This is a genomic window from Paenibacillus sp. Soil766 (assembly GCF_001428105.1).
Lineage (GTDB): Bacteria > Bacillota > Bacilli > Paenibacillales > NBRC-103111 > Paenibacillus_E.
This window is the reverse complement of the sequence record NZ_LMSJ01000023.1, coordinates 20,725-47,032: the sequence shown is the minus strand read 5'-3', so window position 1 is coordinate 47,032 and position 26,308 is coordinate 20,725. Positions and strand designations below refer to the sequence as shown.

Annotated in this window: 30 protein-coding genes; all 30 read left to right on the top strand. The window is 43.3% G+C overall.

Going from position 1 to position 26,308, the window contains the following annotated elements:
* Positions 1-3: 3 nt before the first annotated feature.
* Positions 4-879: a UbiA-like polyprenyltransferase gene (locus ASG89_RS17650; RefSeq protein WP_057312046.1), complete on the top strand. Its 876-nt coding sequence runs from the start codon at positions 4-6 to the stop codon at positions 877-879.
* Complete coding sequence (locus ASG89_RS17645; RefSeq protein ID WP_057312044.1) at positions 876-1,490, top strand: UbiX family flavin prenyltransferase; 615 nt, start codon at positions 876-878, stop codon at positions 1,488-1,490. The genes ASG89_RS17650 and ASG89_RS17645 overlap by 4 nt, the downstream gene beginning before the upstream one ends.
* Entirely contained in the window at positions 1,471-2,334 is an 864-nt protein-coding gene (locus ASG89_RS17640; RefSeq protein ID WP_057312042.1) for a menaquinone biosynthetic enzyme MqnA/MqnD family protein, read from the top strand. The genes ASG89_RS17645 and ASG89_RS17640 overlap by 20 nt, the downstream gene beginning before the upstream one ends.
* Positions 2,331-3,308 (top strand): polyprenyl synthetase family protein, encoded by a 978-nt coding sequence (locus tag ASG89_RS17635; protein WP_057312040.1) that lies wholly within the window; start codon positions 2,331-2,333, stop codon positions 3,306-3,308. The genes ASG89_RS17640 and ASG89_RS17635 overlap by 4 nt, the downstream gene beginning before the upstream one ends.
* A 59-nt stretch (positions 3,309-3,367) precedes the next feature.
* A complete protein-coding gene (gene ndk, locus ASG89_RS17630; RefSeq protein ID WP_057312038.1) occupies positions 3,368-3,811 on the top strand; it encodes a nucleoside-diphosphate kinase in 444 nt (147 codons plus the stop codon).
* A gap of 124 nt (positions 3,812-3,935) precedes the next feature.
* Entirely contained in the window at positions 3,936-4,718 is a 783-nt protein-coding gene (locus tag ASG89_RS17625) for a CheR family methyltransferase (RefSeq protein ID WP_057312036.1), read from the top strand.
* A gap of 92 nt (positions 4,719-4,810) precedes the next feature.
* The gene (locus ASG89_RS37160) at positions 4,811-4,975 is read left to right on the top strand and encodes a hypothetical protein (protein WP_200963494.1); all 165 of its coding nucleotides are present in this window, start codon (positions 4,811-4,813) and stop codon (positions 4,973-4,975) included.
* 265 nt (positions 4,976-5,240) lie between these two features.
* Positions 5,241-6,404 carry a chorismate synthase gene (gene aroC, locus ASG89_RS17620; RefSeq protein WP_057312034.1) on the top strand — a complete coding sequence of 388 codons (1,164 nt, stop codon included), beginning with the start codon at positions 5,241-5,243 and terminating at the stop codon, positions 6,402-6,404.
* A gap of 1 nt (position 6,405) precedes the next feature.
* The gene (gene aroB, locus ASG89_RS17615) at positions 6,406-7,500 is read left to right on the top strand and encodes a 3-dehydroquinate synthase (protein WP_057312032.1); all 1,095 of its coding nucleotides are present in this window, start codon (positions 6,406-6,408) and stop codon (positions 7,498-7,500) included.
* A gap of 3 nt (positions 7,501-7,503) precedes the next feature.
* Entirely contained in the window at positions 7,504-7,890 is a 387-nt protein-coding gene (aroH, locus tag ASG89_RS17610; RefSeq protein ID WP_057312031.1) for a chorismate mutase, read from the top strand.
* 288 nt (positions 7,891-8,178) lie between these two features.
* Positions 8,179-9,726, top strand: coding sequence for an anthranilate synthase component I (trpE, locus tag ASG89_RS17605; RefSeq protein ID WP_057312030.1), 1,548 nt, complete (start codon positions 8,179-8,181; stop codon positions 9,724-9,726).
* Positions 9,727-9,747: 21 nt separating this feature from the next.
* Positions 9,748-10,788 (top strand): anthranilate phosphoribosyltransferase, encoded by a 1,041-nt coding sequence (gene trpD, locus ASG89_RS17600; RefSeq protein WP_057312028.1) that lies wholly within the window; start codon positions 9,748-9,750, stop codon positions 10,786-10,788.
* The gene (gene trpC / locus ASG89_RS17595) at positions 10,778-11,572 is read left to right on the top strand and encodes an indole-3-glycerol phosphate synthase TrpC (RefSeq protein WP_057312026.1); all 795 of its coding nucleotides are present in this window, start codon (positions 10,778-10,780) and stop codon (positions 11,570-11,572) included. The genes trpD and trpC overlap by 11 nt, the downstream gene beginning before the upstream one ends.
* A gap of 104 nt (positions 11,573-11,676) precedes the next feature.
* Positions 11,677-12,375: a phosphoribosylanthranilate isomerase gene (locus ASG89_RS17590; RefSeq protein ID WP_057312024.1), complete on the top strand. Its 699-nt coding sequence runs from the start codon at positions 11,677-11,679 to the stop codon at positions 12,373-12,375.
* A complete protein-coding gene (gene trpB / locus ASG89_RS17585; protein ID WP_057312023.1) occupies positions 12,372-13,565 on the top strand; it encodes a tryptophan synthase subunit beta in 1,194 nt (397 codons plus the stop codon). Before ASG89_RS17590 ends, trpB begins: the two co-directional genes overlap by 4 nt.
* A gap of 3 nt (positions 13,566-13,568) precedes the next feature.
* Positions 13,569-14,384 carry a tryptophan synthase subunit alpha gene (gene trpA, locus ASG89_RS17580; RefSeq protein WP_057312021.1) on the top strand — a complete coding sequence of 272 codons (816 nt, stop codon included), beginning with the start codon at positions 13,569-13,571 and terminating at the stop codon, positions 14,382-14,384.
* 16 nt (positions 14,385-14,400) lie between these two features.
* Positions 14,401-15,501: a histidinol-phosphate transaminase gene (gene hisC / locus ASG89_RS17575; RefSeq protein WP_057312019.1), complete on the top strand. Its 1,101-nt coding sequence runs from the start codon at positions 14,401-14,403 to the stop codon at positions 15,499-15,501.
* 27 nt (positions 15,502-15,528) lie between these two features.
* Complete coding sequence (locus ASG89_RS17570; protein ID WP_057312017.1) at positions 15,529-16,617, top strand: prephenate dehydrogenase; 1,089 nt, start codon at positions 15,529-15,531, stop codon at positions 16,615-16,617.
* Positions 16,618-16,792: 175 nt separating this feature from the next.
* Positions 16,793-17,653 carry a polysaccharide deacetylase family protein gene (locus ASG89_RS17565; RefSeq protein WP_057312015.1) on the top strand — a complete coding sequence of 287 codons (861 nt, stop codon included), beginning with the start codon at positions 16,793-16,795 and terminating at the stop codon, positions 17,651-17,653.
* A gap of 393 nt (positions 17,654-18,046) precedes the next feature.
* Positions 18,047-18,628 carry an RNA polymerase sigma factor gene (locus tag ASG89_RS17560; protein WP_056614299.1) on the top strand — a complete coding sequence of 194 codons (582 nt, stop codon included), beginning with the start codon at positions 18,047-18,049 and terminating at the stop codon, positions 18,626-18,628.
* 6 nt (positions 18,629-18,634) lie between these two features.
* On the top strand, positions 18,635-19,264 hold the full coding sequence (locus tag ASG89_RS17555) for an anti-sigma factor family protein (RefSeq protein ID WP_057312013.1): 630 nt from the start codon (positions 18,635-18,637) through the stop codon (positions 19,262-19,264).
* 46 nt (positions 19,265-19,310) lie between these two features.
* Entirely contained in the window at positions 19,311-19,901 is a 591-nt protein-coding gene (locus tag ASG89_RS17550) for a histidine phosphatase family protein (RefSeq protein ID WP_057312011.1), read from the top strand.
* Positions 19,902-20,023: 122 nt separating this feature from the next.
* Positions 20,024-21,145, top strand: a complete 1,122-nt coding sequence (locus ASG89_RS17545; protein ID WP_321166516.1) for a hypothetical protein — start codon at positions 20,024-20,026, stop codon at positions 21,143-21,145.
* Between the two features lie 176 nt (positions 21,146-21,321).
* Entirely contained in the window at positions 21,322-21,510 is a 189-nt protein-coding gene (locus ASG89_RS17540; protein WP_056616951.1) for an IDEAL domain-containing protein, read from the top strand.
* Positions 21,511-21,716: 206 nt separating this feature from the next.
* Complete coding sequence (locus tag ASG89_RS17535) at positions 21,717-22,148, top strand: DUF2487 family protein (RefSeq protein ID WP_057312010.1); 432 nt, start codon at positions 21,717-21,719, stop codon at positions 22,146-22,148.
* Positions 22,149-22,429: 281 nt separating this feature from the next.
* On the top strand, positions 22,430-22,975 hold the full coding sequence (locus ASG89_RS17530; RefSeq protein WP_057312009.1) for a ubiquinol-cytochrome c reductase iron-sulfur subunit: 546 nt from the start codon (positions 22,430-22,432) through the stop codon (positions 22,973-22,975).
* 17 nt (positions 22,976-22,992) lie between these two features.
* Positions 22,993-23,664, top strand: coding sequence for a menaquinol-cytochrome c reductase cytochrome b subunit (gene qcrB, locus ASG89_RS17525; protein WP_028554311.1), 672 nt, complete (start codon positions 22,993-22,995; stop codon positions 23,662-23,664).
* 20 nt (positions 23,665-23,684) lie between these two features.
* Positions 23,685-24,575 (top strand): c-type cytochrome, encoded by an 891-nt coding sequence (locus tag ASG89_RS17520; protein ID WP_057312008.1) that lies wholly within the window; start codon positions 23,685-23,687, stop codon positions 24,573-24,575.
* Between the two features lie 91 nt (positions 24,576-24,666).
* Positions 24,667-25,326 (top strand): DUF1405 domain-containing protein, encoded by a 660-nt coding sequence (locus tag ASG89_RS17515; protein ID WP_157276696.1) that lies wholly within the window; start codon positions 24,667-24,669, stop codon positions 25,324-25,326.
* Between the two features lie 54 nt (positions 25,327-25,380).
* Positions 25,381-26,262 carry a sporulation protein YpjB gene (locus ASG89_RS17510; RefSeq protein WP_057312007.1) on the top strand — a complete coding sequence of 294 codons (882 nt, stop codon included), beginning with the start codon at positions 25,381-25,383 and terminating at the stop codon, positions 26,260-26,262.
* Positions 26,263-26,308 lie beyond the last annotated feature (46 nt).

The window sequence follows — 26,308 nt, the reverse complement described above, 5'->3', positions numbered from 1 at the left end:
CATATGTTTACTAAATTGAAGATTTTTCTTGAAATGATTAAATTCGAACACAGTGTGTTTGCTTTACCTTTTGCTTTCATGGGGGCTATTCTTGGTTCCGTTGTATGGCAGGGACATTTACCTAGCTGGGCACAGATCGGTTGGATCACATTAGCTATGGTGGGGGCACGAACTGCCGCGATGGCATTAAATCGTGTAATTGATCAAGCCATTGACAAGCGTAATCCAAGAACAGAGAATCGAGCCATTCCAGCAGGGCTAATTTCAATACCTCAAGTTATTCTTTATATCATCATCTCGTTTGCTGTTCTTTTCTGGGCAACCTATCATCTAAGTGCATTGTCCATGAAGCTTTTACCTATTGCGGTGTTCTTTCTTGTGATTTATTCCTATACCAAAAGATTTACCTGGACATGCCATTTTGTACTTGGCTTGACGTTGGGGCTTGCACCGTTGGGTGGTTGGATTGCGGTTACAGGTCAATTTACATGGTCGTCAATCATCTTTTTCCTTACGGTTGCATGTTGGAGTGCTGGTTTCGATCTGATTTATGCTTGCCAGGATGCCGAGTTTGATCGTGAAGAAGGTTTGCACTCATTGCCAAGTCGATTCGGTATTAAAACAGCATTACAAACAGCACGAGTTCTGCATGTCTTAACTGCCATCGGTTTAGTCTCCTTATTTTTCATCACGCATCTGAGTTGGTTGTATTTGGTGGGGCTAGTTATTGCTTATATATTACTGTTTAAAGAACATAGGCTCGTTACACCGCAGGATTTGTCCAAATTAAATACGGCATTCTTCACGATGAATGGGGTATTGAGTTTAGTTATGTTCACCTTCACATTACTGGATGTCATTGTGAGTAAACATTCATGAGTAGCGGAAACTGGGTCATTGGAATTACGGGTGCGAGTGGAGCTATTTACGGAGTAAGATTATGTGAAGTACTATTGGATCTTGGTTTAGATGTACATCTTATTATTACAGATTCGGGATGGCGTGTTCTGCAAGATGAACATGACTGGAGTGCAACGAAACGTGTAGAGGTGCTTGAGAAGCATTTTGGTGGACGAGCAGGCTCCTATGAATATCACCCTGTTGCGAATATTGGTGCAACTGTGGCCAGTGGTTCTTTTCGAACCAAAGGGATGGTTGTCATCCCATGCTCGATGGGTACATTATCTGGTATTGCGCATGGATCGTCTGACAACTTGCTTGAGCGTACCGCGGATGTCATGTTGAAAGAAGGAAGAAAATTAATTCTGGTGCCAAGGGAAACGCCTTTGCATGCTATACATTTAGAAAATATGCTTACCCTAACAAAAATGGGTGTGCGAATGATACCGGCTATGCCAGCCTTCTATAATCGTCCGCGCTCAATCGATGAGATGGTTGACTTTTTGGTAGGTAAAGTTATGGATAGCATGGAGATTGAACATTCCTTGTACCGCAGATGGGGAGATATTGATGAGCAACCTAGACCCTAAAATCCGAATAGGCCGAATCAATTATACAAATGTATGGCCGATCTATTATTATTTTCCTGAGCTGATGGAAAGTTCAGAAGTAGATATTATTGAACAGGTACCTACATCCCTCAATCAAGCCATGGCAGAAGGGCAGATTGATATGGGACCTATCTCTTCTTTTTCATATGGTCAATTTTATGAGGATTATATGCTATTCCCGGATCTATCTGTTAGCTCCTATGGTGAAGTCAATTCGATCCTACTATTCCATGACAAACCTTTGCGAGAAATCGTGAATGGGAAAATCATACTACCGACGACGTCTGCAACGTCCGTTAATTTGCTTAAAATTATTCTGGAGAAATTTTATAAAGGTAAACCAACTTATGAATATGCAAAGCCAAATCTAGATCAAATGATGGAGGGCGCTGATGCAGCTCTACTCATTGGAGATGACGCCATTAAGGAAAGTTGGCAGAATACAAAGTATATGATTACAGATCTTGGTCAAGAGTGGGCTAAATGGACTGGTAAATGGATGACGTTCGCTGTGTGGGCAATTCGCAAAGAAACGATTCATACCTATCCAGAACTTGTAGCTACTATTTTCGATGCATTTAAGGCAAGTAAGGAAAAAGCTCATCGCGAGCCGAAGTACATGATTGAAGAGGCACAAGCTACTGTTGGTGGCAATTCCGACTATTGGCATCATTATTTTCATACATTGTGTTATGATTTCGCAGCTGAGCAGTGGGAGGGTCTTCAATCGTACTATCAGTACTGTTACGAACTTGGTTTCTTACCGAAACCAGTTCAAATCGGCATTTGGGAAGATAATAAAGTGGCACGGGTGACTGAATGAAAAATTTGTTGGATATTTATGCTAGAAAAAGAAGAGATATTTCAGCGATAGAGAAAGAACTGGAAGAGAGTGTGAATAACGATCACTCTTTACTAAGAGAAACTTCGATCCATTTACTTAAAGCTGGAGGGAAACGGATTAGACCGGTTTTCGTTCTTTTATCTGGTGAATTTGGAAATTATGAACTCCAAACGATGAAAAACGTTGCAGTGCCCCTAGAGCTTATTCACATGGCTTCTCTTGTCCATGATGACGTCATTGACGATGCGAACACACGACGTGGTCAATTGACAGTTCGTTCCAAATGGGATAATCGCATTGCGATGTTTACTGGTGATTATATTTTTGCAAGAGCGCTAGGTGTGATTACTCAGATTCCGGATCCGAGAGTTCACCAAATCATGTCTAAAGCAATTGTTGAAATGTCCATTGGAGAAATGGAGCAAATTCGCTTTTTCTTTCATTCCGAGCAAACGATCCGTGACTATTTACTTCGCATTCGACGCAAAACTGCGTTATTAATAGCAATCTCTTGCCAATTAGGTGCTATGGCTTCTGGCGCTCCAGATTGGATGAGCACTAAGTTGTATAATTTTGGATATAATGTAGGTATGGCCTTCCAAATCAGAGATGATATTCTGGATTTAACAGGCACGGAGAAACAGATCGGGAAACCGCCTGGAAGTGATGTCAAGCAAGGCAATATTACGTTGCCGGTAATCTTGAACCTACAAGATTCAGCTTTAAAGTCAATGATATTGACAGAACTTGATCGAATACATAAACTGGATGGACAAACCGATGTTAGTCGATTCTTAGAAATGATTCGAGGCAGTGCTGGCATTAAGGAAGCCGATCGACTTTCCCAGTTGTATATTGATAAAGCGATTTCGTCATTAGACAAACTGCCGGATCATCAAGCGAAGAAAGATCTGATCGAGATCGCTCATTTTATCGGGAATCGATCTTATTAACGAAGCGAATGCTTACGAAGCTAGTTTTCTGACGAAAACTTTTAGGAGGTAGTCTTTCAATGGAAAAAACATTTCTCATGGTTAAACCAGATGGTGTACAACGTGGACTTGTTGGCGAGATTGTAAAACGGTTTGAACAGAAAGGTTTCCAATTGATTGGCAGCAAGTTGACTGTCATTTCCCGAGAACAAGCTGAGATACACTATGCGGAACATAAAGGAAAAGATTTTTTCGAAAGACTTGTGAATTTCATTACATCAGGACCTGTTTTTGCAATGGTATGGCATGGTGATCAAGTGATCACGTTGTCCCGTACCATGATTGGCAAAACGAATTCATTGGAAGCCGCACCTGGCACCATTCGCGGAGATTATGCTGTACATACGAATCTCAACCTGATTCATGGGTCGGATTCACCTGAAAGCGCTGAACGTGAAATTAACAACTTTTTTCAGCCTAACGAAATTTTCACGTATTCAAAAAACATACAAGAATGGATCTAATCTCATTGACGCAAAGAATCTGTTATCTGAAATGATACAGGTTCTTTTTGTTTTTTTATGAAGGAATTTAGTAAATCCACACAGAATGTATCAATGTACATAATGATCAAGGTGGGTGGACAGCATGGAAGATCAAGATTTTTTGTTGTTTATTAAAAAAATAAAGGAACACACGTCCATTGATCTTGCGTTGTATAAAGAAGCGCAAATGAAGAGACGATTAACTACCTTGCGAATGAAGCGGGGTTACAATACGTTTATTTCTTTTTTTGAAGCGATGATGAAGGACAAGGAACTATTCTATGAGTTTTTGGATCGAATGACGATCAATGTATCTGAGTTTTGGAGAAACCCGAATCGTTGGGAGCTTGTGGAACAGAAATTTATACCAGAGATGCTTAAACGGAATCGCCGGTTGAAGATTTGGAGTGCAGCGTGCTCCACTGGAGAAGAACCGTACACACTAGCTATGATTTTAGCTGAGCAAGGGGCGTTGGCTGAAACGAGCTTGCACGCTACGGATATTGACGATGGCGCTCTAGAGAAAGCACGTAAAGGGTTGTACTTGGATCGTTCTGTGCGTGATGTGCCAGCTAATTATGTGAAGAAGTATTTTAAACAAGATGGCTTGATGTTTCATATTACGGATGATCTCAAAAAGTCTGTGAAATTTCAGAAACAAAATTTACTTGTTGATACATTTGATACCGGTTACGATCTGATCGTTTGCCGCAATGTCATCATTTATTTTACTGAAGAAGCGAAGCATGTTTTGTACCAGAAGTTTGCTAAAGCCCTTAAACCAGGTGGTCTGCTTTTCGTAGGCTCAACGGAGCAGATTTTTTCTCCGGGGCAATATGATCTCGAAGCGGCTGAAACTTTCTTTTATCGGAAAAAAGGAGTATAAGAACTTCCTTATTTTCCAATACTAAGATGTAGCAGTGCAAAGTGAGGGAAACACCAAGCTTTGAACAATGCATACACGCTTAGGGGGCTATCATGGACAAACGCAAGGTGATTACCGCTTATCGCAGAGGAATGATTTCCATTCAAGAATGTGCTCAAATTTTAGGAGTTGATTCCTCACAAATTACGGGTCTTATGAATGATCCTCAGCTTAGTGAGCCTACGAGGGTCGTCCAGAAGCAGCCTATGCACGGGTAATACTAGTTCCTGTCTAGATGATGACACGCTTACGCGAAGGGTTTGTCCCTGACCTGTGAAGCGTGTTTTTGCATTTGTGTTGTTGCCAAACCTGAGTAGCTATACTATAATGACAACATATAATCGCGCGTCAAAGCGCTAAAGTGCTTGGTACTGCAGCTTTTTTTCCTTGGTACATGAAGTAATTAGGCTCGGTTTTTGCATACTATTATGTTTATATACGGAGTTCGATGTTCTTCGTAAAATTCTTAGGGGGTAACGGATTGTGAGATATTTAACAGCAGGTGAAACGCATGGCCCGCAGCTCACTGCGATAATTGAAGGGTTTCCAAGTAATGTAAACCTTAACTTTGAAGACTTAAACCATCAATTACATAGACGTCAAAAAGGCTATGGTCGTGGTCGTCGCATGCAAATTGAGAAAGATACTGCTACCATTGCAGGTGGTGTGCGTCATGGTAAAACAACAGGTGCGCCAATCGCATTAGTTGTCGTGAATAATGATTGGAAACATTGGACTTCGGTTATGGGGATTGAACCCGTTGAAGAAGATAACGAAGGCAAACGCCGTGTGAACCGTCCTCGTCCTGGACATGCAGATTTAAACGGCGGCCTCAAATATAATCAGAAAGATTTGCGTAATATTTTGGAAAGATCAAGTGCTCGTGAAACAACGATGCGTGTAGCCACTGGGGCTGTTGCTCGTCAATTGTTAGCAGAGTTCGGGATCAAAGTAGCTGGACAAGTGATCCGTATTGGCGATGTCGAAGTAGAGCGTCAAGAGCTGCCTGTGGATGAACTCATTCGTATTACAGAGGAATCACCAGTACGTGTAGTTGATAAAGAAGCAGAAGCCAAAATGATCGCTGCAATCGATGCTGCCAAAGAAGATGGCGATACTTTAGGTGGTATCGTAGAAGTGATTATCGAAGGTGTACCCGTAGGACTTGGTAGTCACGTTCAGTGGGATCGCAAATTGGATGGCAAAATTGCACAAGCCGTGCTTTCCATTCAAGCCTTCAAAGGTGTGGAATTCGGTATCGGCTTCGAAGCTGCAGAACGCAGAGGCTCGAACGTGCATGATGAAATCCTTTACACAGAGGAAGCTGGCTTTAGACGCAGAACGAATCGTGCAGGTGGATTCGAAGGTGGAATGACAACTGGCGAGCAGATCATCGTTCGCGGCGTAATGAAGCCAATTTCAACTTTGTACAAGCCATTACAAAGTGTTGATATCGATACGAAAGAAGTATTTACAGCCCAAGTGGAGCGATCCGATACTTGTGCAGTGCCAGCAGCAGGCGTGATCATGGAGAATGTCATCGCTTGGGAAGTGGCTAATGCATTCTTAGATAAATTCGGAGGAGACTCCATCGAAGAAATCCGCACGAACTTAGCGAATTTCCTTAAGCAAGTGGAGAACTACTAAGATGAGAGAACTTACCGTAGAGCTTGGAGAAAGGTCTTATCCCATTTATATTGGCCAAGGCATTCTTACCAATATCTCGGCACTGTTCGATCGCGCGAAACTTAGCCGCAAGTCGCCGCTACTCGTCGTCACCGACGAATCGGTGGCGTTACTGCACTTGGAGCGCGTCCTGACGCTGCTCCGTGACGGCGGCTTCGACGCGACGGCCTGCGTCGTGCCCGCAGGCGAAACATCCAAATCCCTCGCGCAGCTCGAGGGAATCGTCACTGCCGCCCTTCAGGCGGGCCTTGATCGCAACTCTGCGATCATAGCCCTCGGAGGAGGCGTGGTTGGCGATCTCGCCGGCTTCGCTGCGGCGAGCTTCATGCGCGGGATCCGCTTCGTGCAGATCCCGACGACCATCCTTGCCCACGATAGTTCTGTCGGCGGCAAGGTAGCGGTCAATCATCCGATGGCGAAAAACATCATCGGGGCGTTTCATCAACCGGAGCTAGTCCTCTTCGATATCGACTTGCTGTTGACTTTGCCTGAGCGTGAAGTGAAGGCAGGCTTGTCTGAAGTGATCAAACATGGCTTGATCTGGGATGCCGCTTTCACACAGTGGTGCGATGAAAACGCAGACAAGCTGTTAGGATTAGATCCAGAAGCGTTAAGTTATGCGCTTTACATAGGTTGTCAGGTGAAAGCCATCGTTGTATCGCAGGACGAGCGCGAGAATGATCTCCGTGCGATATTAAACCTTGGACACACAATTGGTCACGCATTAGAAGCTGTGGCAGGCTACGGAGAGTTGCTGCACGGTGAGGCTATTGCGATTGGGATGGTCGGGGCTGCAAAGCTTGCTCAGCAGTTTGGCTACAGCGAGGACATACATGCAGTAACCAGAGGTTTGTTTGTGAAATACGGATTGCCGGTGAGTATACCATCACATTTGGACACAGATCGCATTATGAGTGCTATGATGCATGATAAGAAATTCAAAGAAGGTACGATGGTGTATATCATCCCGACTGAGATTGGTAAAGTCGAGATCCGTAAGGATCTTACTTCACAGCAAGTGAGAGAAATTGTTGACCTTCTAAAAGGGGAGAAATAACCGATGTACTTAAGGGGAATTCGTGGCGCAACAACCGTTGAACAGAATGATGCACAGGAAATACTACAAGCAACAAGTGAGCTCTTGCAAGCAATTGTAGAAGCGAATGATTTCCTTCCAGAAGATATTGGATCGGTTTTCATTACAGTTACGGAAGATATTACAGCAACATTTCCAGCAATTGCGATTCGTACTCTTATTGGCTGGGAGCTTGTTCCTTTAATGTGTTCCTTGGAAGTACCCGTTGAGAATGCATTACCCAAATGTATTCGTTTGATGGTTCAGGTGAACACCACCAAAACTCAAGCGGAGATAAACCATGTGTACTTGAAGGAAGCGAAAAAACTTCGTCCTGATATTGTTAAATTGACAAATGAAGCTACCCGGTAGTATAGTGAAGTTAGATGAGTTTAGGTTAGTAGAGCAGAGTTTAGTCGAGTAGAGCAGAGCCGAGTTGAGATGAGAAAAAGTAAAGTAGCTATATGACCATTGGATCGTTCCCAGAGGGATCGTCTATTTGTTCATACCCAAGCTTCGTATTCTTTTTTTCACATTCATCCTGATCGTCTACTGAAACTAAAGTCAACCTCTACCCCTGGTAGAGGTTTTTTTGTATTCGAATAGAGTTTTGAGCGCCGCAGACAGCGAGTAGCTCACAAGCTGAGAGGGGATGTTTCCATGTATACACCTGAATTGCAAGAAGTCATTCGTTTGTCCAAAGATTATAATCTTATCCCAGTAGTGCGTCATTTACTAGCGGATACCGAGACGCCTATACGTGTGTTCCAACATTTATACCAAGAGCCTCGTGCTTTTTTATTAGAAAGCGTTGAAGGAGGAGTGAAGTGGGCCCGTTATTCCTTCTTAGGCAGCGATCCATTCTTGATGATCACGGCGAAGCATGGAAAAACAACGGTCGAAACGGGGTCCGAGAAAAAAATCACGGATGAGAAACCGATCGAAGTGTTGAAGGCGTACCTTCGTTCCTACTCCAGCCCTCAACTTGCAGACCTGCCTCGCTTTACGGGGGGGGCAGTTGGATTCTTCGGATATGATTTATTGCAATACTATGAGAAACTACCGGCTCATCAGATTGATGACTTACAAATGAATGATATTCAATTCATGTTTTGTGATCAGGTTATCGTGTTTGATCATTTCAAACAACAGATCAAAGTGATTGCTAACATACATGTTCCCCAATTCGCAACGGATTCAGATATTGCAAAAGCATATCAAGCAACATGTGAGAAAATTGATGCCACAATTGAGAAAATTAAACGGCCCCTTAGTTCCGATACGATGACGCACAATCCAATCGTGTCCGAACCAGATTTGGGTGAAATTCGCTCGAATATTACGAAGGAAAAGTTCATATCCAATGTAAACAAAGCGAAGGATTACATTCGTGCCGGCGATATTTTCCAAGTCGTGCTCTCGCAGCGTTTTGAAATGGAAACAACGGTTTCTCCTTTACAAGTGTATCGTGTACTACGAACAATGAATCCATCCCCTTATATGTATGTGCTGAAAATGGATGACGAGGTTATCGTGGGCACGTCTCCGGAATTGTTAGTACGAGTTGAGGAAGAAAAAGTAGAGACGCGGCCGATTGCTGGAACAAGACCTAGAGGGAAAACACCAGAGGAAGACCATGCCTATGAAATAGAATTGCTTGCTGACGAGAAAGAACGTGCTGAGCATCTGATGCTTGTTGATCTTGGACGCAATGATATCGGGCGTGTCTCTGAATTTGGTACAGTCAAATGTGATACCTTTATGGATATTGAGAGGTACTCACACGTGATGCACATCGTTTCCAACGTATCTGGTAAAATTGCCAAGGATAAGGATTTCTTCGATGCTTTCCTTTCCTGTATGCCTGCAGGCACGGTGTCTGGAGCACCGAAACTGAGAGCGATGGGCATTATTGCTGAACTGGAACCAGAGTCTCGCGGCTCTTACGCTGGTGCGATTGGTTATCTAGGATTTTCCGGGAATTTGGACACTTGTATTACGATCCGGACGATTGTGTTCAAAAAAGGTAAGGCCTATGTGCAAGCAGGAGCCGGAATCGTTTGGGATTCTGTACCTGAGAGTGAATATCAAGAAACCGTGAACAAAGCGACGGCTTTACTGAAATCAATTCGTATGGCAGAAGCCATGTTCAGTCCTGAGCCTAGACCTGTAAGCGATATTAACAAAGATTATTTTGTTAACTCATAGAAGGAAGGGGCATGGAAGAACATGAGTGGAACAATTTCGATACAACAAGCTCTTGGTAAAGTAATCAGTGGCAATCATTTATCCCGAGAAGAAGCGCGCATCGTCATGTCTGAGATTATGGATGGGGCTGCAACACCAGCACAAATAGGCAGTTTATTGACGGCGCTTCGTATCAAAGGGGAAACGTTTGAAGAGATTACAGGGTTTGCTGAGACGATGCGAAGCAAAGCTGTGCAAGTGAACGTACACCAAAGTGACCTCCTCGATACGTGCGGAACAGGTGGAGATGGTGCTGACACATTCAATATCTCAACGACAGCTGCCATCGTAGCCTCAGCAGGCGGTATTCGAGTAGCGAAGCATGGCAATAGAGCAATGTCGAGTAAAAGCGGTAGTGCGGATGTCCTAGAAGCGCTTGGCGTAAAGATTACACTGAGCGGGGAACAAGCGGCCAAATGTCTTGAACGTACTGGCATTTGCTTTATGTTCGCACAGGCTTATCATCAATCGATGAAGCATGTTGCAGCACCGCGCAAAGAACTTGGATTTAGAACGGTTTTCAATTTGCTTGGACCGCTTACGAATCCTGCGGGTGCAGATCGTCAGGTGCTAGGCGTCTTCGACAGAACCAAGACAGAGATGCTAGCGCAATCGCTGCAAGCACTTGGTCTAAAGCGTGCACTTGTTGTGGCTAGTGAAGATGGTTTAGATGAATTCAGTATCTCAGCGCCAACGAAGGTGACTGAATTGAAATCAGATATTATCACGACTTATACCATTACACCTGACGATTTAGGTCTTCGTGCACATAGTATCAAAGATGTAGCGGGTGGAGATGCTGCCCTTAATGCAGAAATTATTCGTCATATTTTTGCTGGTGAAAAAGGTCCTTATCGGGACATCGTGTTAGCGAATGCTGCGGCTTGCTTTTATGTAACCGGTCAAGTAGGCACGCTTCAACAGGGCGTGAAATTTGCTGCAGAAGTCATTGATTCGGGGCGTGCGGAGCAAAAATTGCAAGATTTAATCCAATACACAGGAGAACTATGCCATGTTTCTTGATAAAATTGTAGCTACAAAGCGTGTAGAAGTTGAGGCGATGAGCCAGTTTTCGATCGCGGAGGCTGAAAAGTTAATTTCTCAGCTTCCTCCTTGTTTAGGCTTTGAGCGGGCATTGACGCTTGGGAAACATCGTTCCATGGGACTTATCGCGGAAGTGAAGAAAGCTTCGCCATCCAAAGGATTGATTCGCGCTGATTTCGAACCTGTTGGATTAGCCCAGGCTTATGAACGTGCAGGCGCAGATTGTATTTCGGTATTGACCGATGTTTCGTATTTCCAAGGAAGCAATGACTATTTGAAAGCTGTGCGTAAAGCAGCGAATGTTCCGTTGTTACGCAAAGATTTCACCATTGACCCGAAGCAAATCTATGAAGCAAGACTACTGGGAGCAGATGCCATTCTGCTTATTGCAGCGATTTTGACAACGGAGCAAATGAAGCAATATTTGAGACTTGCGAAGGATCTTGGTCTAGATGCACTCGTTGAAGTGCATGATCGTGAAGAGTTGGAGCGCGCACTAGAGCTGGATACTCAAATGATAGGTGTAAATAATCGAAATTTAAAAACTTTCGTAACCGATTTAGGAACAACGGAAGAATTAATAAGCTTAATGCCAAAGGGTAAAACTGTGGTGAGTGAAAGTGGGATATCTACCGTTGAGGATATGGCTTATGTCGAGAAAGTAGGGGCACAAGCTGTATTGATCGGAGAGCATTTCATGCGACAACCCGTTGTAGAACAAGCCGTTCATCAGTTAATGGGCGAGTTGGTCAATAAGGCATAGTTATAGAGGTTGTTCAAAAAGACCACCAGCTTCTTTCAATCTTCTCCTGTGCTGAAAAATGGGCTTTTTGAACTCGCATTTATACGTAGAAAGAGGCGGATTTGATGACTGTGGGAACAATTCCAACGGTAAAAATTTGTGGACTTCAAAGCGTTGAAGTGTTAAAATCAATCGTACATTTGCCGATAGCTCATATCGGCTTTGTTTTTGCACCAAGCAAGCGACAGATCACGCCAGAGAAGGCAGCCGAACTGATTGCTTTTTTGAAGGCAGAGGAAGCGAAGGGTCAGACAGTTCCACGATCAGTTGGTGTATTTGTTAATCCAACGAAGGAACAGTTGATCGAAATCTTAGCTGCAGCTCCTTTGGATATCGTGCAGCTTCATAGCCAGGAAACACCAGCTTTCTGTGGCTGGGTTCGTGAACATTTTGGTGTACAAGTATTTAAATCCGTTTCCATCTCCAAAACAGAAGATGCCATACCTTCTCTATCCAAGGTAGCTGAGCAATTAAATCCTTATATCGGGCATGTAGATGCCATCTTATTAGATACCTTTGACCCTGTATATGGAGGCGGTTCTGGGACAACTTTTGCCTGGGATTGTATACCTGTTTATCAAGATTGGGCTCGTTCTGCTGGTATTCAATTGCTAGTAGCTGGCGGACTCCGACATGATAACGTAGATCAATTAGTACATGCATATGCTCCTGATGGCGTTGATGTATCGAGCGGCGTGGAGACAGATGGCGTGAAAGATATTGCGAAAATAACCGCGTTTGTGGAAAGGGTGACCCGTAAGTGACACAAGTACCTGATCAGCATGGTAGATTTGGCAAGTTCGGTGGCCGCTATGTGCCCGAGACATTGATGAATGCCTTACATGAGCTTGAAGAAGCTTATGCACGATATAAAGATGATCCTGAATTCATTGCAGAGGTTCGTTATTTGCAGAAGCAGTATTCCGGGAGACCTACTCCGCTTTATTATGCAGAGCGCTTAACTGAGCTTCTCGGCGGAGCAAAGATTTATTTGAAACGTGAAGATTTAAATCATACAGGGGCACACAAAATTAATAACACCATCGGTCAAGCAGTACTTGCCAAACGGATGGGTAAAAAGAAAATCATCGCAGAAACTGGGGCAGGTCAACATGGTGTTGCTTCAGCGACTGTCGCAGCTCTAATGGGTTTCGAATGTAAAGTATTCATGGGTGAAGAAGACACGAAGCGTCAGCAATTGAATGTGTTTCGCATGAAATTGTTAGGCTCGGAAGTCATTCCTGTTACTTCAGGAACACGTACATTGAAAGATGCTTGTAACGAAACATTGCGGTACTGGGTAAGTAACGTTCAAGATACGTACTATATTCTTGGATCCGTAACGGGACCGCATCCTTATCCGATGATGGTTCGTGATTTCCAACGCGTGATCGGGGATGAGTCCCGTGAGCAAATCTTAGAAACAGAAGGCAGATTGCCCGATGCGGTAGTTGCATGTGTTGGTGGAGGCAGTAATGCGATGGGGATCTTCTATCCATTCGTTCAAGATGAGTCCGTGAAATTGATTGGTGTCGAGGCGGCAGGTCGCGGTGTTAATACGGAGGAGCATGCAGCAACGATGACTAAAGGAACGCCGGGTGTATTCCAAGGATCACTTAGCTACTTGCTTCAGGATGAGTATGGTCAAGTTTTACCAGCGCATTCGATCTCAGCCGGCTTGGACTACCCGGGTATCGGTCCAGAACATGCGTATCTTAAAGATGCTGAGCGTGCTACTTATTATCCAATAACGGATCAAGAAGCACTGGATGCACTTCAATTATTGAGCCGCACAGAAGGCATAATCCCTGCTTTAGAGAGCGCACATGCCATTGCACATACGTTGAAATTAGCACCGACGATGTCGAAGGATCAAATCATTATCGTGAGCTTGTCAGGCCGCGGCGATAAAGATGTGGAATCCATTATTAGTTATCTTGGCGAGGGGGTATAAGCGATGAACCGTATTGACAGTCGTTTTGCAGAACTCAAAGCGCGCGGTGAAACCGCCATGATCCCTTTTCTAACGATTGGTGACCCTTCGATTGAGGCATCCTTGGAGTTGATTCTAGAAATGGAACGCGGTGGCGCGGATTTAATCGAGCTTGGGGTTCCTTACTCGGATCCACTCGCAGATGGACCCGTTATTCAGCGCTCATCAGAGCGCGCGTTGAAACGGAAAATTTCCATCTTTGATGTGATCGATGTTGCTAAACAGGCAAGGAATCGCGGTTCACAGCTGCCGTTCATTCTTTTTACTTATTATAATCCTGTTCTCCAAATAGGTTTGGAACGCATTTTCAAAGTGATGCAGGAGAATGAAATTAGTGGCATTATTATTCCAGATCTTCCGTTGGAAGAAGATAGTGAGACTAGAGGAATTGCTGAGAAATATGGCGTTCATTTGATTCCTTTAGTTGCACCAACTTCGAATGAACGTGTACAACGTATTGCTGCGAGTGCACGCGGTTTCGTTTATTGTGTGTCTTCCCTTGGGGTAACTGGCGAGCGCGCTGAATTTTTTGGCGGCATTGAAGATTTCCTAACAACCGTTCGTGAAGCCGCGTCTGTTCCCATTGTTGTGGGCTTCGGCATATCATCGCGTGAACAGGTTGAACGCTTTGAGAAGCTGTGCGATGGTGTTGTCGTAGGAAGTGCGATTGTCCGCACGATTGAGAACGCATTACCACATTTCGACAAGGACGCTGCTCATCCGGAAGGTCTTAAGCTAATAGGTAGTTTTGTAGGTCAATTAAAACGTTCGAACCACTAATTGATGAGGTGACTTCATGAAACCGAAACAAACCATTATACATTTACCAGTCTACCAACCAGGTAAGCCAATTGAGGAAGTAAAGCGTGAACTTGGCTTAACTGAAGTAATTAAGCTTGCATCCAATGAAAACCCATTCGGGTCATCTCCACATGTGAAGGCTGCTATTGAAGCAGAAATAACAAATATTAGTTTGTATCCAGATGGAGGCGCCGTACAACTAACAGAAGCTGTTGCAGCTTCATTAGGGGTTGAGACGAATCAACTAATTTTCGGCGCTGGTTCGGATGAAGTTATTCTTATGCTAGCACGTGCTTTTCTAGTGCCAGGTGATGAATCCGTAATGGCTTCACACACATTCCCGCAATACAAACACAATTGTGAAATCGAAGGCGCGATCTCCATTGAAGTTCCATTGAAAGATGGTACTCATGATTTGGATGCCATGGCTGAGGCCATTACGGATCGCACAAAAATCGTTTGGATTTGTAATCCCAATAACCCAACGGGTACGATGAATACAGATGCGGAAATTAAAGCTTTCTTAGCTAAAGTTCCTGCACACACGATTGTTGTACTAGATGAAGCTTATTGTGAGTACAACACAACAGGTGAGTTCCCAGATAGCATTGAGCTTATTGGGCAATACAAGAATGTGATCTCCCTACGTACTTTCTCCAAAATTTATGGATTGGCTTCACTTCGTATTGGTTATGGAATAGGGCATCCAGATGTCATTCGTTCGATTAATCAAGTGCGTGAGCCCTTCAATACGACTCGTTTCGCACAAGCTGCTGCTCTTGCGGCAATTAAAGATCAGGATTTCATCGCGAACTGCCGCGAAGCGAATACAGCTGGTTTAAACTATTTAGAAGAACAATTCAAACAACTTGGGCTGCACTCGTTTCCTGCACATGGAAACTTCATTATGGTGGACGTAGCTCGTCCAGCAGCAGAGGTATTCAACGGCTTATTGCGCCGAGGGCTAATCGTTCGTGGTGGTCATATGTTGGGCTTCCCAACTTCACTGCGTGTCACAATTGGTTCAAGTGAGCAAAATGCCAAATTCATTGCGGCTCTAACGGAGGTTCTTGCAGAAGTTCCTGTTCTAGTCTAATTCAGAAGATAAAGGTTGATTCTTGTCATGACGAAAATAGCAATATTCGGAGTAGGTCTGATCGGTGGATCTCTTGCCTTATGTTACAAAGGAAAACCAGACTTTACCGTTGTCGGCCATTCGCCTAATCCGAACTCTGTCCAAAAACTGCTGAAACGGAATGTTGTCGACTATGCAACTACCGATATGGCAGAAGCGGTTGATGGAGCTGACTATATCTTCCTATGTGTACCTGTGGGTAATTTGGAGGAATATGTTCAGAAGCTAATGAAGCTGCCACTAAAACAAGGCTGTATCATAACAGATGTGGGCAGTACGAAAGCTTCAATTACAGAAAGTGCAGCAGCGCACTTGAAGGAAGGCTACTATTTTATCGGTGGTCATCCGATGGCCGGCTCTGAGCGTCACGGGGTGGAGGCTGCTTCATCTCACTTGTACGAGAATGCTTTCTATGTGTTAACACCAGCAGAAGGTACGCCACAGGCTGAAGTGGATCGTCTGACAAGTCTACTTAGTCACACGAAAGCACAAATCGTCCAAGTGGATGCGCGTGAGCATGATGACATCGTTGGTGCTATCAGCCATTTGCCGCATATCATTGCCGTAGCACTAGTTAATCAAGTAAGAAGCTATAACGAGAGTAATCCTTTGTATCAAAACTTGGCAGCAGGGGGCTTTCGAGATATTACTAGGATCGCCTCAAGCGAACCGACGATATGGCGTGATATTCTAGTCAACAATCGTGAAGTTATACTCAAGCTGCTCAAGGATTGGAATGATGAGATTTCTCGATTCGTCCAGTTGATTGAGCAAAGTGATGGTGAAGGAATTGCGGAACAGTTTCGTATTGCTGGAGAATTCCGCAGCAAGTTGCCAGAACGTCGTAAAGGTGTTCTTACGTCCTTATTTGATATTTATGTAGATGTGCCCGATCACCCGGGCATCATAGGTTCAATAACATCTTTACTTGGGAATGCTCGAATCAATCTGAGCAATATTCAAATTATCGAGAGCCGTGAAGATGTGCCTGGTATTCTCCGATTGTCTTTCCGTAACCAAGAGGATGCAGATCGCGCTGCGGAGTTATTAGGTAAAGAATATGCGGTGCATGTTTAATTTTTGAATTACTTGTAACATTCAGGACTTTCTTTGTGTTGGTATCCGCCATCGCAAAGGGAGTTCTTTTATTTTTTGTAGCGGATTCACAGGTCTAAAGCCTCATGCTATAATGGGACTTGTTAATTATTTACATACTATTCATTGTTATGGGGCGGTTGATCTGAAGTACCGAATGTTCATTGTAAGCATACTAGCGGTCATGATTGTCATTCTTAATTTTTCACCTATTTTAGCAAGTGCGAAAGATGTGTATTACTCCAATGAGGTTGCCGTAATCGTTTATCATCACATTGACGAATTTGAGCAGAACTCTGTCACAATCACACCGAGGCTATTTGAGCGGCAGCTAGTATCGTTGCAAAGGAAAGGCTTTCATTTTATTACGATGGATCAATTTAAAGACTTCAAAAACGAAGGAAAACCAGTACCTGATAATGCATTGCTTATCACATTTGATGATGGCTACGAAAGTTTCTACACGCATGCATTTCCAATTCTAAAGAAGCTTCATATCCCTGCAGTGAATTTCGTTATTACGAAAGATTTGGATGATCCCAAAAAGTCTAAGTTAGCGACTTTATCTAAGGCTGAGATTAAACAAATGCGTAGTGAAGACCCTAATATTGAATTCCAAGGGCATTCCGATGAGCTTCATGCAATGAAAGATGGAAAGCCGCTGTTATCCAACAAGGTTGTTCTGAATGGTAAGCTAGAGACTGAGGTTGAGTTTAAGAGTAGAATTGTTCAAGATACTCGTAAATGTATGGATAAACTCAAGGAACTGAATGCTTCGAATAATGTAGATTCTTATGCTTACCCGTATGGTAGTTACGATGATACGACGATTTCATACTTGCATGAAGCAGGTATTCAGTATGCATTTACAACGAAAGCCGGAATTGCTTCAGAATGGACAGATGCAATGCAAATACCTCGAATCAACGGTGGAAGTCCATTTGTTCGTCCACATTCCATTAGTAATTTGATCAAGCAGGCCAAGAGAGAACAATCACTATTAGCTAGTTCAAAATGATGCTTGGTAAACGTTTTCAAAAAAGTGTTGACAGAATGAAACCGTATACATATAATAAAAGTACAGTATGGTTTCTCTCCACTCCTATCCGATAATCGCACTATAAGTGCAACCGCCGAATCGGCGGTTTTTTTTTGCCTTTTTCATACATATAAAAGGAATGCAGGAGATGTCGATAGTAGAGTTGTAGTAGAAATATGAACTTTATCCAACAATTTGTCGAATCTAGCAGGAATCTCGTCTTGAATCGAGAATAGATTAAAATCTAATTGTTTGCCAAATTACGCATTCACTTTTTTTTTACAATACAACGCAACTTTTCACTCCAACACAAGTAAAACATGTATGAACAGTTGGAGTGGTACCCGGAATCGCGAGGAGGGTCGCCACGTAATGACCGATTCCCAATTGATCAGAGAAATCAAGGATGGAAATGTTCAGCTGTATAACGAGCTTATGCGTCGTTACGAGCGTAAAATCCTTGCTTTTATTTATCACATGCTGAAGAGCACACAAATGGAAGCTATCGCGGAAGATTTGTGTAATGAAACATTTTATAAAGCGTATCGCAGTTTGCATTCTTTCCGCGAGATCGAGGCATCTTTCTCTACGTGGTTATATACCATTGCCCGTAATACCGTATTGAGTGAGCTGCGCAAAAATAAAAGTGTCCAGGTGTCACTAGAGCAAAGCGGTCTCACACCGCATGCTTCTTTTGATGCGATGCCAGAGCAGGCTATGTTGAGGAACGAAAAGGTGTCCATGGTTCGCGAAGCGATTAATAGCTTGCCAGAAAAGCAAAGATCGGCTTTGATTTTACGTGAATATGATCAGATGGATTATCAGGAAATTGCCAACATTTTGGGTCAAACCGTCAGTTCGGTGAAATCGCTCTTATTTAGAGCTAGAGCATCAGTCAAATTGCATTTGGATCCTTATTTCAGTGAACCGATATTCGAAGAATCGAAGGGATGACAAGCGATGAAGTGTAGTGAGATCCAGGAATTATTTGGAGTCTATTGGGATTTGCCGAATGATGACCTGCGTCGTGCAGCGGTAGATAAACATTTAGAAACGTGCGACTCCTGTAAAGAGGAATTTCAAATATGGGAAGAGAGCATGATTCTTATCCGCACTGCAGCAACTGACGAGGAGCTGACGGACTTTGAGCCCATTGTCTCCACCAAAGTTATGAACCGTATTTATGAGGATGAATCATGGCGAATTCCAGTTTCGGAACGGATGTATTCCATTTCCTATAAATTAAGACGGAATTTGACGGCTGTTATAGCGTTTTGTTTAGCACTTTTTGTGTTTAGCTTTTTATTTGCGATCGTATACGATGGCTCCCCGCAGTCAACGATGGCTTCCGCGGACAATTCACTTTACGATCTCGAAGCGCCACAAGCGCTAAAGATTAGCGGTACAGAATCATTGAATGGACACAAGTTGGGTGATGCGGTAGCAAGTCTGAATCCAAGCTTCATGGAACCTTTACGTTTTCATGTTGGACCGATCCATTCGTACCCTCATTACTTATTAGTCGTATCGCTTCTCGGCTTAATAGCAACTATTATTATTATGAATTGGTTATCACGAACGAAAACTTAATGCTCCTGGTGGAGCATTTTGCATTTCTAGCGCTGGAGGTAAAAGCATGACAACGATAGGGTTTATACGTCACGGAAGCACGGAGTGGAATCGACTCGGCAAGTTGCAAGGACAGTTGGATACAGACTTAACGGACGAAGGCAGAGAGCAAGCTCGATTACTTGGGCTGCGTCTATCTCAGGAAAGTTGGGATGGAATCCTTAGCAGTGACTTGAAACGAGCGAATGAAACCGCACAAATTATCTCTACATTGTCTGGCATCCCGCTATTGCGCACAGATAAACGCTTGAGAGAGCGCAAATACGGTTTGGTTGAAGGAACTACTGCCGTTGAGCGTGAAGAGCGCTGGGGGGCCGAATGGAAGCTTCAGGATCTGGGCCAAGAGTCGGATAGTGAGCTATGGACAAGATGGTTGGAGCTTGAAACAGAAATTTTGAATCAGTACCCTAGTAAGAAGATCTTACTCATCTCTCATGGTGGTTTTATCGTTCAAGTGCTTCGTGTTTTGAAATTGAATCAAGAGGAGTTCTTACAGAATACGTCATTGACCTTGTTGTTACGGCAAAGAGATCAGTGGGAGCTCCAGTTATACAATTGTTTAACCCATTTGCAAACGACCTCTGATACGATGGTATGAAAGTAAACATGACTCGCTAGAGTCATGTTTTTTTGTTGTTCGCGGAATATTTTCGGAAAAAAATCCCATAATGGTTACTAGAAACATCGGAGTAGAAAGCTCCGCCAGATGGGAGATGTAGGATGGAAATGAACCTAGCGGATATGCTCAGCTATGCCGATATCCATGAATTAGGCCGAATTGCACATACCTACGAGTGTGAGTGCAATGGTCATTCTAAGAATGAGTTGATTCAATCGATCCTGAGTACGGCCATGCGCAAAGACATCTTCGAAAAACACATTCAAAGTCTTAGTTTGGAAAACATTCGCTTCCTTAACTCCCTGCTCTCAGACCCTCGCAATGCGTTTAATATGGAGGAACTCATCGCTAGAGCCCAGCAATCACGCTTTCAGAAAGTAGAGTCATCAGAAGATTGGAATCCAAGGGATATGATCCTAAAATTCAAGAAATTAGGTTGGTTGTTTAACGGGTATTCCCAACAAACCAAATACTTATTTCATGTTCCAGCGGATCTAAAACGAAGATTTAGTGATGTACTAGCGAAGCAATTCAAGCAAGATTTGGTGAAAACTGAAGAACCACTGATCTATCGTGATGAGCAAGTACTTCTAGTCGATGACATCTTTCATTTCTTAACCGCAGTTGCACAGCAAGAAATGCCATTAACAGCAGATGGCTTTATGTACAAAAAACAGCTTGGGCAGCTTCTCGCTAGTTTATCTGTTCAAGAGGGATTGGTAGCTAAGGGGACATGGCGATTCGGTTACGGACGTATGTTTAAGGAATACCCAAATCGATTTTCACTTATCTATGATTATTGCTATTACCACCAATTCATCAGTGAACATGGCCTAGTGCTTCGTATTACAGAAGCAGGTAAGGAACGTTTACTGGAAGGGAAGAAAGAATCAGTAACGGATGTGTACACGTTTTGGCTGAGGTTATACAAAAATCCGATTCCGAATTTACAAAGTATAGCGGTTTGGCTGGATCGACTTTGTGATCAATGGGTGACGTTGGCTTCGATTGTAGATTTGTTTAGCAAATTAGTTAAACCATTTTACTACGACGGTTCAGAATCCATTGTCGAGCAGCGAATCATCCAAATGATGATGCACTTGGGCCTGATCCGGATAGGCGAAGATCACACGTATGGGGCCGTTATTCAGGTCACTAAGCTAGGCTCTAAAGTAATTCGAGGAATTAGTATTGCAGAGGAAGACAAAGTTGTACTTTTCTGATCTAGGTATTAACACATTCCGGCTCAAACGGGCTTTTGAATGAAGCGTTGAATTCACTAGTGAATATGATGTAATAGGAGCATAACAACGGGTTGGCGTACACCAAAATGCAGACATATATTTTTGCGAAAAAGAAGCTCCTGACAAACCGCGGACAACATTTGGAGGTAGGTCTCATGGGAAAAATGAATGTATCTAACGATGCGCTGCTGGCACTTTTCGCGGAAATGATTTGGGATAATGCCTTACGCAAATATAGAGAAGAAAATCTTTATAAGGAAATTGACAGCGCACTTGCTAAAGGAGATCAGACATCCTTTTTGGCGCTAACATCTGAATTAAGGATTTTACAATCACTAGGGTAATCATTTGCTGCGCATGAGTAAGTAAACATGAAGACATGAGGATGCCAATCCCATGTCTTTTTTGTATGTGATCTACAAGGTTTCGATGTTCGACTGAATACCTGATTGACAGCTAAGAAAGGACGGATTAAAGTACTTTAAGTACAAGTTGAGCTTGCGCTACATAGCGGATGTTCTTTTGGTAAATGATAGGGAGGCGCTACACCTTGAAGTTTAATGAGATTGTTGCACAGGAATGGACGGAATTGAAACCCTACTTGGATACATGTCTTCTTCCTGTGACGGGTTTGACAGGTGATGAGGATCCGATGCAAGTGACCACAGTGTTGGAGCGGCTTCGTGATGTCATGGAAATTATCGAGATTCCTTACAAGGGTAGAGTTGTCACTTATCCAGCTCTTCATTACATAGCAGATACTGATGCAAGTGAGCAAGTGGAGAGCATCGTACATCAATTGAAGAAAAGCGGGTTTCGTTACATAATCGTATTAACTTTGCATTCGAAAGCAATTCACTGGAAATCAGCCCAAACAGATTTGTTGATCGTTGTCGATAGCGAGCAATGGGCTCAGCAGTCAGAAGCAATTCGATCAGGTATTTCCAAACAAGTACAACAACTTTGGTACCCTGTAGAGTAACTTTGCTGTTGTCGTGTATTAATGGAAAAAAAATGTGCAAGATAAGGGTAGTAATGGATGAATGTGGCTTGCAAAAAGTTGTGACAATTTCGTTAAAATTTGTCCGAAAGCGAAGATTTCAATCCAATAAAAGGAGTTATGAATTCTTGACGACCTAGTAGACGTAGGCTATTATTAGAAATGTCCTAGTTATGTAGTGTAATGTCGAACGACACGTGATAGAGGTAGCTGTTGTCCGAGAGGGTTCGGACTGCGGCCAATGTAGGAGGGTAGACCTGAGAATGAGTGATCATAACAATCACAATGAAGAACAGCATGGGAAGAAACCCGGGACCAAACGCGAAATGTCTCGTCGACAATTTCTTTCTTATACCCTTGGTGGCGCTGGTGGATTCATGGGAGCCGGAATTATCATACCGATGATTCGGTTTGCCGTAGATCCAGTCCTTCAGCCCAAAGCAGCATCGGACTGGGTTAAAGTTGTCGAAGAAAGTAAAATTACGAATGTTCCACAAGCGTTTACGTTCCAAGTCCATCAGGTAGATGGTTGGTACGAAAGTGAAGCTGAACTCGTAGCATGGATTTCCAAAGATAGTAAGGGTGCTCTCTTTGCGTTAAATCCAACGTGTAAGCACTTAGGGTGTACGGTTAACTGGAACGATAACCCTGCTTACAAAGATCAGTATTTCTGTCCTTGTCATGGTGCGCATTATACGCAAGACGGCAAGAACCTTGCTGTTGCGCCTAGTCCATTAGATGAGTACACAACAAAAGTAGAGAATGGTTTCGTGTATGTTGGTCAACTGCATGCTAACACTAGAGTATAAGGGGGCGTCACGATCAGATGTTTAAAAACGTATACAACTGGATTGACGAACGTCTTGATATTACGCCTATGTGGAGAGATGTAGCGGATCACGAGGTACCAGAACACGTTAACCCAGCTCATCACTTTTCCGCGTTCGTTTATTGTTTTGGCGGATTGACGTTTTTCATCACAGTAATTCAAATTTTGTCAGGTATGTTCCTAACAATGTATTACACACCTGATATTATCAATGCTTATGCAAGTGTTGATTACTTGCAACATAAAGTAGCTTTCGGTGTTATCGTCAGAGGTATGCACCACTGGGGAGCTAGTTTAGTTATCGTAATGATGTTCTTACATACCCTGCGCGTGTTCTTCACCGGATCCTACAAGGCTCCACGTGAAATGAACTGGGTAGTAGGCATGCTCATTTTCTTCGTTATGTTAGGTCTTGGTTTTACGGGATACCTGCTTCCATGGGATAACAAAGCTTACTTTGCTACACAAGTAGGTATGAAAATTGCAGCATCGGTACCTTTTGCGGGACCGTACATCGAAACATTGCTGCAAGGCGGAAGCATTGTTGGTGCACAAACACTAACACGGTTCTTTGCTATTCATGTGTTCTTCCTGCCTGGCGTTCTGCTCGCTTTGCTTGCCGGACACTTCTTCATGATTCGCAAACAAGGTATTTCCGGACCGCTATAATTTAGGGAGGGGCGAATAGCGTGGCGCATGGTCATAAGTCTGATGAAAAAATCGTTTACGTAGGGGATTCCCGCGTAATTAAGAAAACGCAAGAACAACGACTCATTCCTAGAGATTACTCTGCTTACCCAGGTAAATCGGAAGCCTTCATTCCCAACTTCTTGTTGAAAGAGTGGATGGTTGGTGTCGTTGTCTTGGTCGGTATGCTAGTATTAGTAATGTCCGACCCAGCTCCGCTAGGTTATCCTGCGGATCCGAAGAATACGGCATTTATTCCGATGCCAGACTGGTACTTCTTGTTCATGTATCAATTGCTGAAGTATCCATATACATCGGGTGATTACGTAGTTCTTGGAGCCGTTGTAGTACCAGGATTACTATTTGGTGGTTTATTGCTAGCTCCATTCTTGGATACTGGTAAAGAACGTCGCTTCTATAGAAGACCAATTGCTTCCAGCCTTATGATTTTATCTTTGATTGCTTGTACATACCTAACGTACACATCTTGGTCACATTACCAAGTAGAGCTTAAAGAGAAAAACATCATTCCAGAGCACATCAAGCGTGAAGAAGAAATGCACGCTAACAAAGGTGGCGCAGCTGGCGGGGGTGCGAAGAAAGAAACGAAGAAAGCAGCTGCAATTGTTGCTGCTGATGATCCAGGTGCTGCGATTTATGCCAAAGCAACTTGCTTAGCATGTCACGGTGCACAGCTTAAAGGAATGCCAGCTTCTGGTGTACCTGCTTTGTTAGGCACTGGTGATACTCATACGAAGGAAGACATTATGGGTATTATCAAAAATGGTAAAGGCAACATGCCTGCTATGTATAAGCCTAACATTGATAAAGGCTTGACGGATGCCGATATTGATAAATTAGCAGATTGGTTATCCAAACAAAAAACTCAATAAAACAGAACCTGATCGCGAAAGTGATCAGGTTTTTTTTGGGAATTTTAGAAGGTCTACGTATCAAAATTGATTCTATAAAGGAGGGACCATCGTGTCCGTTTCCTATTTGTGGAGCAGAAACTTCCTACTTAGTAAGAGAATGCTCTGGTTGTTTTTTATTAGTAATTTGCTAGGAACCCTATATGGCTATGAATGGTATTGGCTTCAAATGGTAGACACCCTTGCAGAGAATTCGTTATGGTACGTGTTTTTTGTGCCAGATAGTCCGACTGCTAGTTTGTTTTTCACTCTTTCCATTGGTTACTTAATTATGGATCGGTCCAGTGCCAAGCCTAAGAGTAAGCTATTTAACGCAATACGCGGCTTTGTTGAAGCTTTCGGACTCATCACGTCATTTAAGTATGGGATATGGGCAGTTACGATGATATGGGCAGGTGCTTGGCATGGGGCGGCTGTCGGGTGGGACGGATGGATGCTGACCGCCTCTCATTTGGCTATGGCCGTTGAAGCATTGTTATTTGTTCGTTGGTTTTCATTCCGACTACCAGCTATTGTAATTGTGGCGCTCTGGACGTTTTGGAATGACTTCATGGATTATGAAAGAGGAATTTTTCCAAGACTCCAGCGTGAACTGCATCCCTATTTGGGAACGATTCAATTCTTCACGATATGCTTGAGTATCATTAGCATTTGGATTGCGATAACGTGTCTAATGGTAAGAGAGAAAAAAATGTTGAAAGCAAGTACCTGATGGTCTAAAGTGGGACGAACCTCCATATGATGATGGTGAAGGAGGGGATGTCCCATGTTTTTCGATAGAACGATAAGAGGGATAGCGGTGACTTTCTTACTCGGCCTTGTTCTTTGCTTACTTGCAGCTTGCAGTGCAAATCAACACACAGTCGGACAAGCTAGTAAACCTATAGACCCAGTTCAGGTAGAACGGATTTCGTTTTTAAATCAGATCGCCGAAGAGATGTATACCCTAACGATGTCTGGACAAGTTGGTGAGGCAAGAAATAAGTTGATTCAATTGTCCGATCAAATTCCGAAGATTTCATGGGATGGAATTACCTCCATAGAGGGATTGAATGCATTGACTGCTACGATTACTGATGCGAAGCGGGTGTATAACGCGGTTAGTTACTCACCATCTGATGGACAAGTAGCTGTTGCCAAAATTCGTCTTGCAACAGATGCACTTTCACATAAGAACCAGCCGATGTGGCTGCAATATTATAAGGTGCTGCAAAATGATAGCCAATTGCTGAGTCAACAGGTAAAAGCGAATAAGCAGCAAGAAGCAATAGCGGAATTTGCTAATCTTTCTCAGCATATCGCCATTATTCATCCCTCATTAATCATTAGCCGAGATCCATCGTCGGTTGAGAAGTTAGATTCGTTAATCGTCTTCCTACGTACCCATGTGAATACAAAACCAATGCCTATCAGACAGCTAGAAGCGGGTATTGTGAATATGAATCAAGTGATAGATGAGCTCTTCTTAGTTAAACACAAAGATGCCCTAGCCTATGTGCCACTTACGGATCCGAATCATCCCATCATCTGGTCACTTAGTATAGGTCTTATTATCATAGGGGTTTTATCTTATGTTGGCTGGCAGATGTACCAATCCGGACGACATATTGTTCCAGTTAGACAGCCAAGGGAAAGTGAAAACAGATAATAAAAAGTGGATTAAGCTAGCTCAGTAGAGCTGTTTAATCCACTTT

Coding starts and splice junctions, on each gene's coding strand:
- ASG89_RS17650 (WP_057312046.1), top strand. CDS start 4: ATGTTTACTAAATTGAAGATTTTTCTTGAAATGATTAAATTCGAACAC.
- ASG89_RS17645 (WP_057312044.1), top strand. CDS start 876: ATGAGTAGCGGAAACTGGGTCATTGGAATTACGGGTGCGAGTGGAGCT.
- ASG89_RS17640 (WP_057312042.1), top strand. CDS start 1,471: ATGAGCAACCTAGACCCTAAAATCCGAATAGGCCGAATCAATTATACA.
- ASG89_RS17635 (WP_057312040.1), top strand. CDS start 2,331: ATGAAAAATTTGTTGGATATTTATGCTAGAAAAAGAAGAGATATTTCA.
- ndk (WP_057312038.1), top strand. CDS start 3,368: ATGGAAAAAACATTTCTCATGGTTAAACCAGATGGTGTACAACGTGGA.
- ASG89_RS17625 (WP_057312036.1), top strand. CDS start 3,936: ATGGAAGATCAAGATTTTTTGTTGTTTATTAAAAAAATAAAGGAACAC.
- ASG89_RS37160 (WP_200963494.1), top strand. CDS start 4,811: ATGGACAAACGCAAGGTGATTACCGCTTATCGCAGAGGAATGATTTCC.
- aroB (WP_057312032.1), top strand. CDS start 6,406: ATGAGAGAACTTACCGTAGAGCTTGGAGAAAGGTCTTATCCCATTTAT.
- aroH (WP_057312031.1), top strand. CDS start 7,504: ATGTACTTAAGGGGAATTCGTGGCGCAACAACCGTTGAACAGAATGAT.
- trpE (WP_057312030.1), top strand. CDS start 8,179: ATGTATACACCTGAATTGCAAGAAGTCATTCGTTTGTCCAAAGATTAT.
- trpD (WP_057312028.1), top strand. CDS start 9,748: ATGAGTGGAACAATTTCGATACAACAAGCTCTTGGTAAAGTAATCAGT.
- trpC (WP_057312026.1), top strand. CDS start 10,778: ATGTTTCTTGATAAAATTGTAGCTACAAAGCGTGTAGAAGTTGAGGCG.
- ASG89_RS17590 (WP_057312024.1), top strand. CDS start 11,677: ATGACTGTGGGAACAATTCCAACGGTAAAAATTTGTGGACTTCAAAGC.
- trpA (WP_057312021.1), top strand. CDS start 13,569: ATGAACCGTATTGACAGTCGTTTTGCAGAACTCAAAGCGCGCGGTGAA.
- hisC (WP_057312019.1), top strand. CDS start 14,401: ATGAAACCGAAACAAACCATTATACATTTACCAGTCTACCAACCAGGT.
- ASG89_RS17570 (WP_057312017.1), top strand. CDS start 15,529: ATGACGAAAATAGCAATATTCGGAGTAGGTCTGATCGGTGGATCTCTT.
- ASG89_RS17565 (WP_057312015.1), top strand. CDS start 16,793: ATGTTCATTGTAAGCATACTAGCGGTCATGATTGTCATTCTTAATTTT.
- ASG89_RS17560 (WP_056614299.1), top strand. CDS start 18,047: ATGACCGATTCCCAATTGATCAGAGAAATCAAGGATGGAAATGTTCAG.
- ASG89_RS17555 (WP_057312013.1), top strand. CDS start 18,635: ATGAAGTGTAGTGAGATCCAGGAATTATTTGGAGTCTATTGGGATTTG.
- ASG89_RS17550 (WP_057312011.1), top strand. CDS start 19,311: ATGACAACGATAGGGTTTATACGTCACGGAAGCACGGAGTGGAATCGA.
- ASG89_RS17545 (WP_321166516.1), top strand. CDS start 20,024: ATGGAAATGAACCTAGCGGATATGCTCAGCTATGCCGATATCCATGAA.
- ASG89_RS17540 (WP_056616951.1), top strand. CDS start 21,322: ATGGGAAAAATGAATGTATCTAACGATGCGCTGCTGGCACTTTTCGCG.
- ASG89_RS17530 (WP_057312009.1), top strand. CDS start 22,430: ATGAGTGATCATAACAATCACAATGAAGAACAGCATGGGAAGAAACCC.
- qcrB (WP_028554311.1), top strand. CDS start 22,993: ATGTTTAAAAACGTATACAACTGGATTGACGAACGTCTTGATATTACG.
- ASG89_RS17510 (WP_057312007.1), top strand. CDS start 25,381: ATGTTTTTCGATAGAACGATAAGAGGGATAGCGGTGACTTTCTTACTC.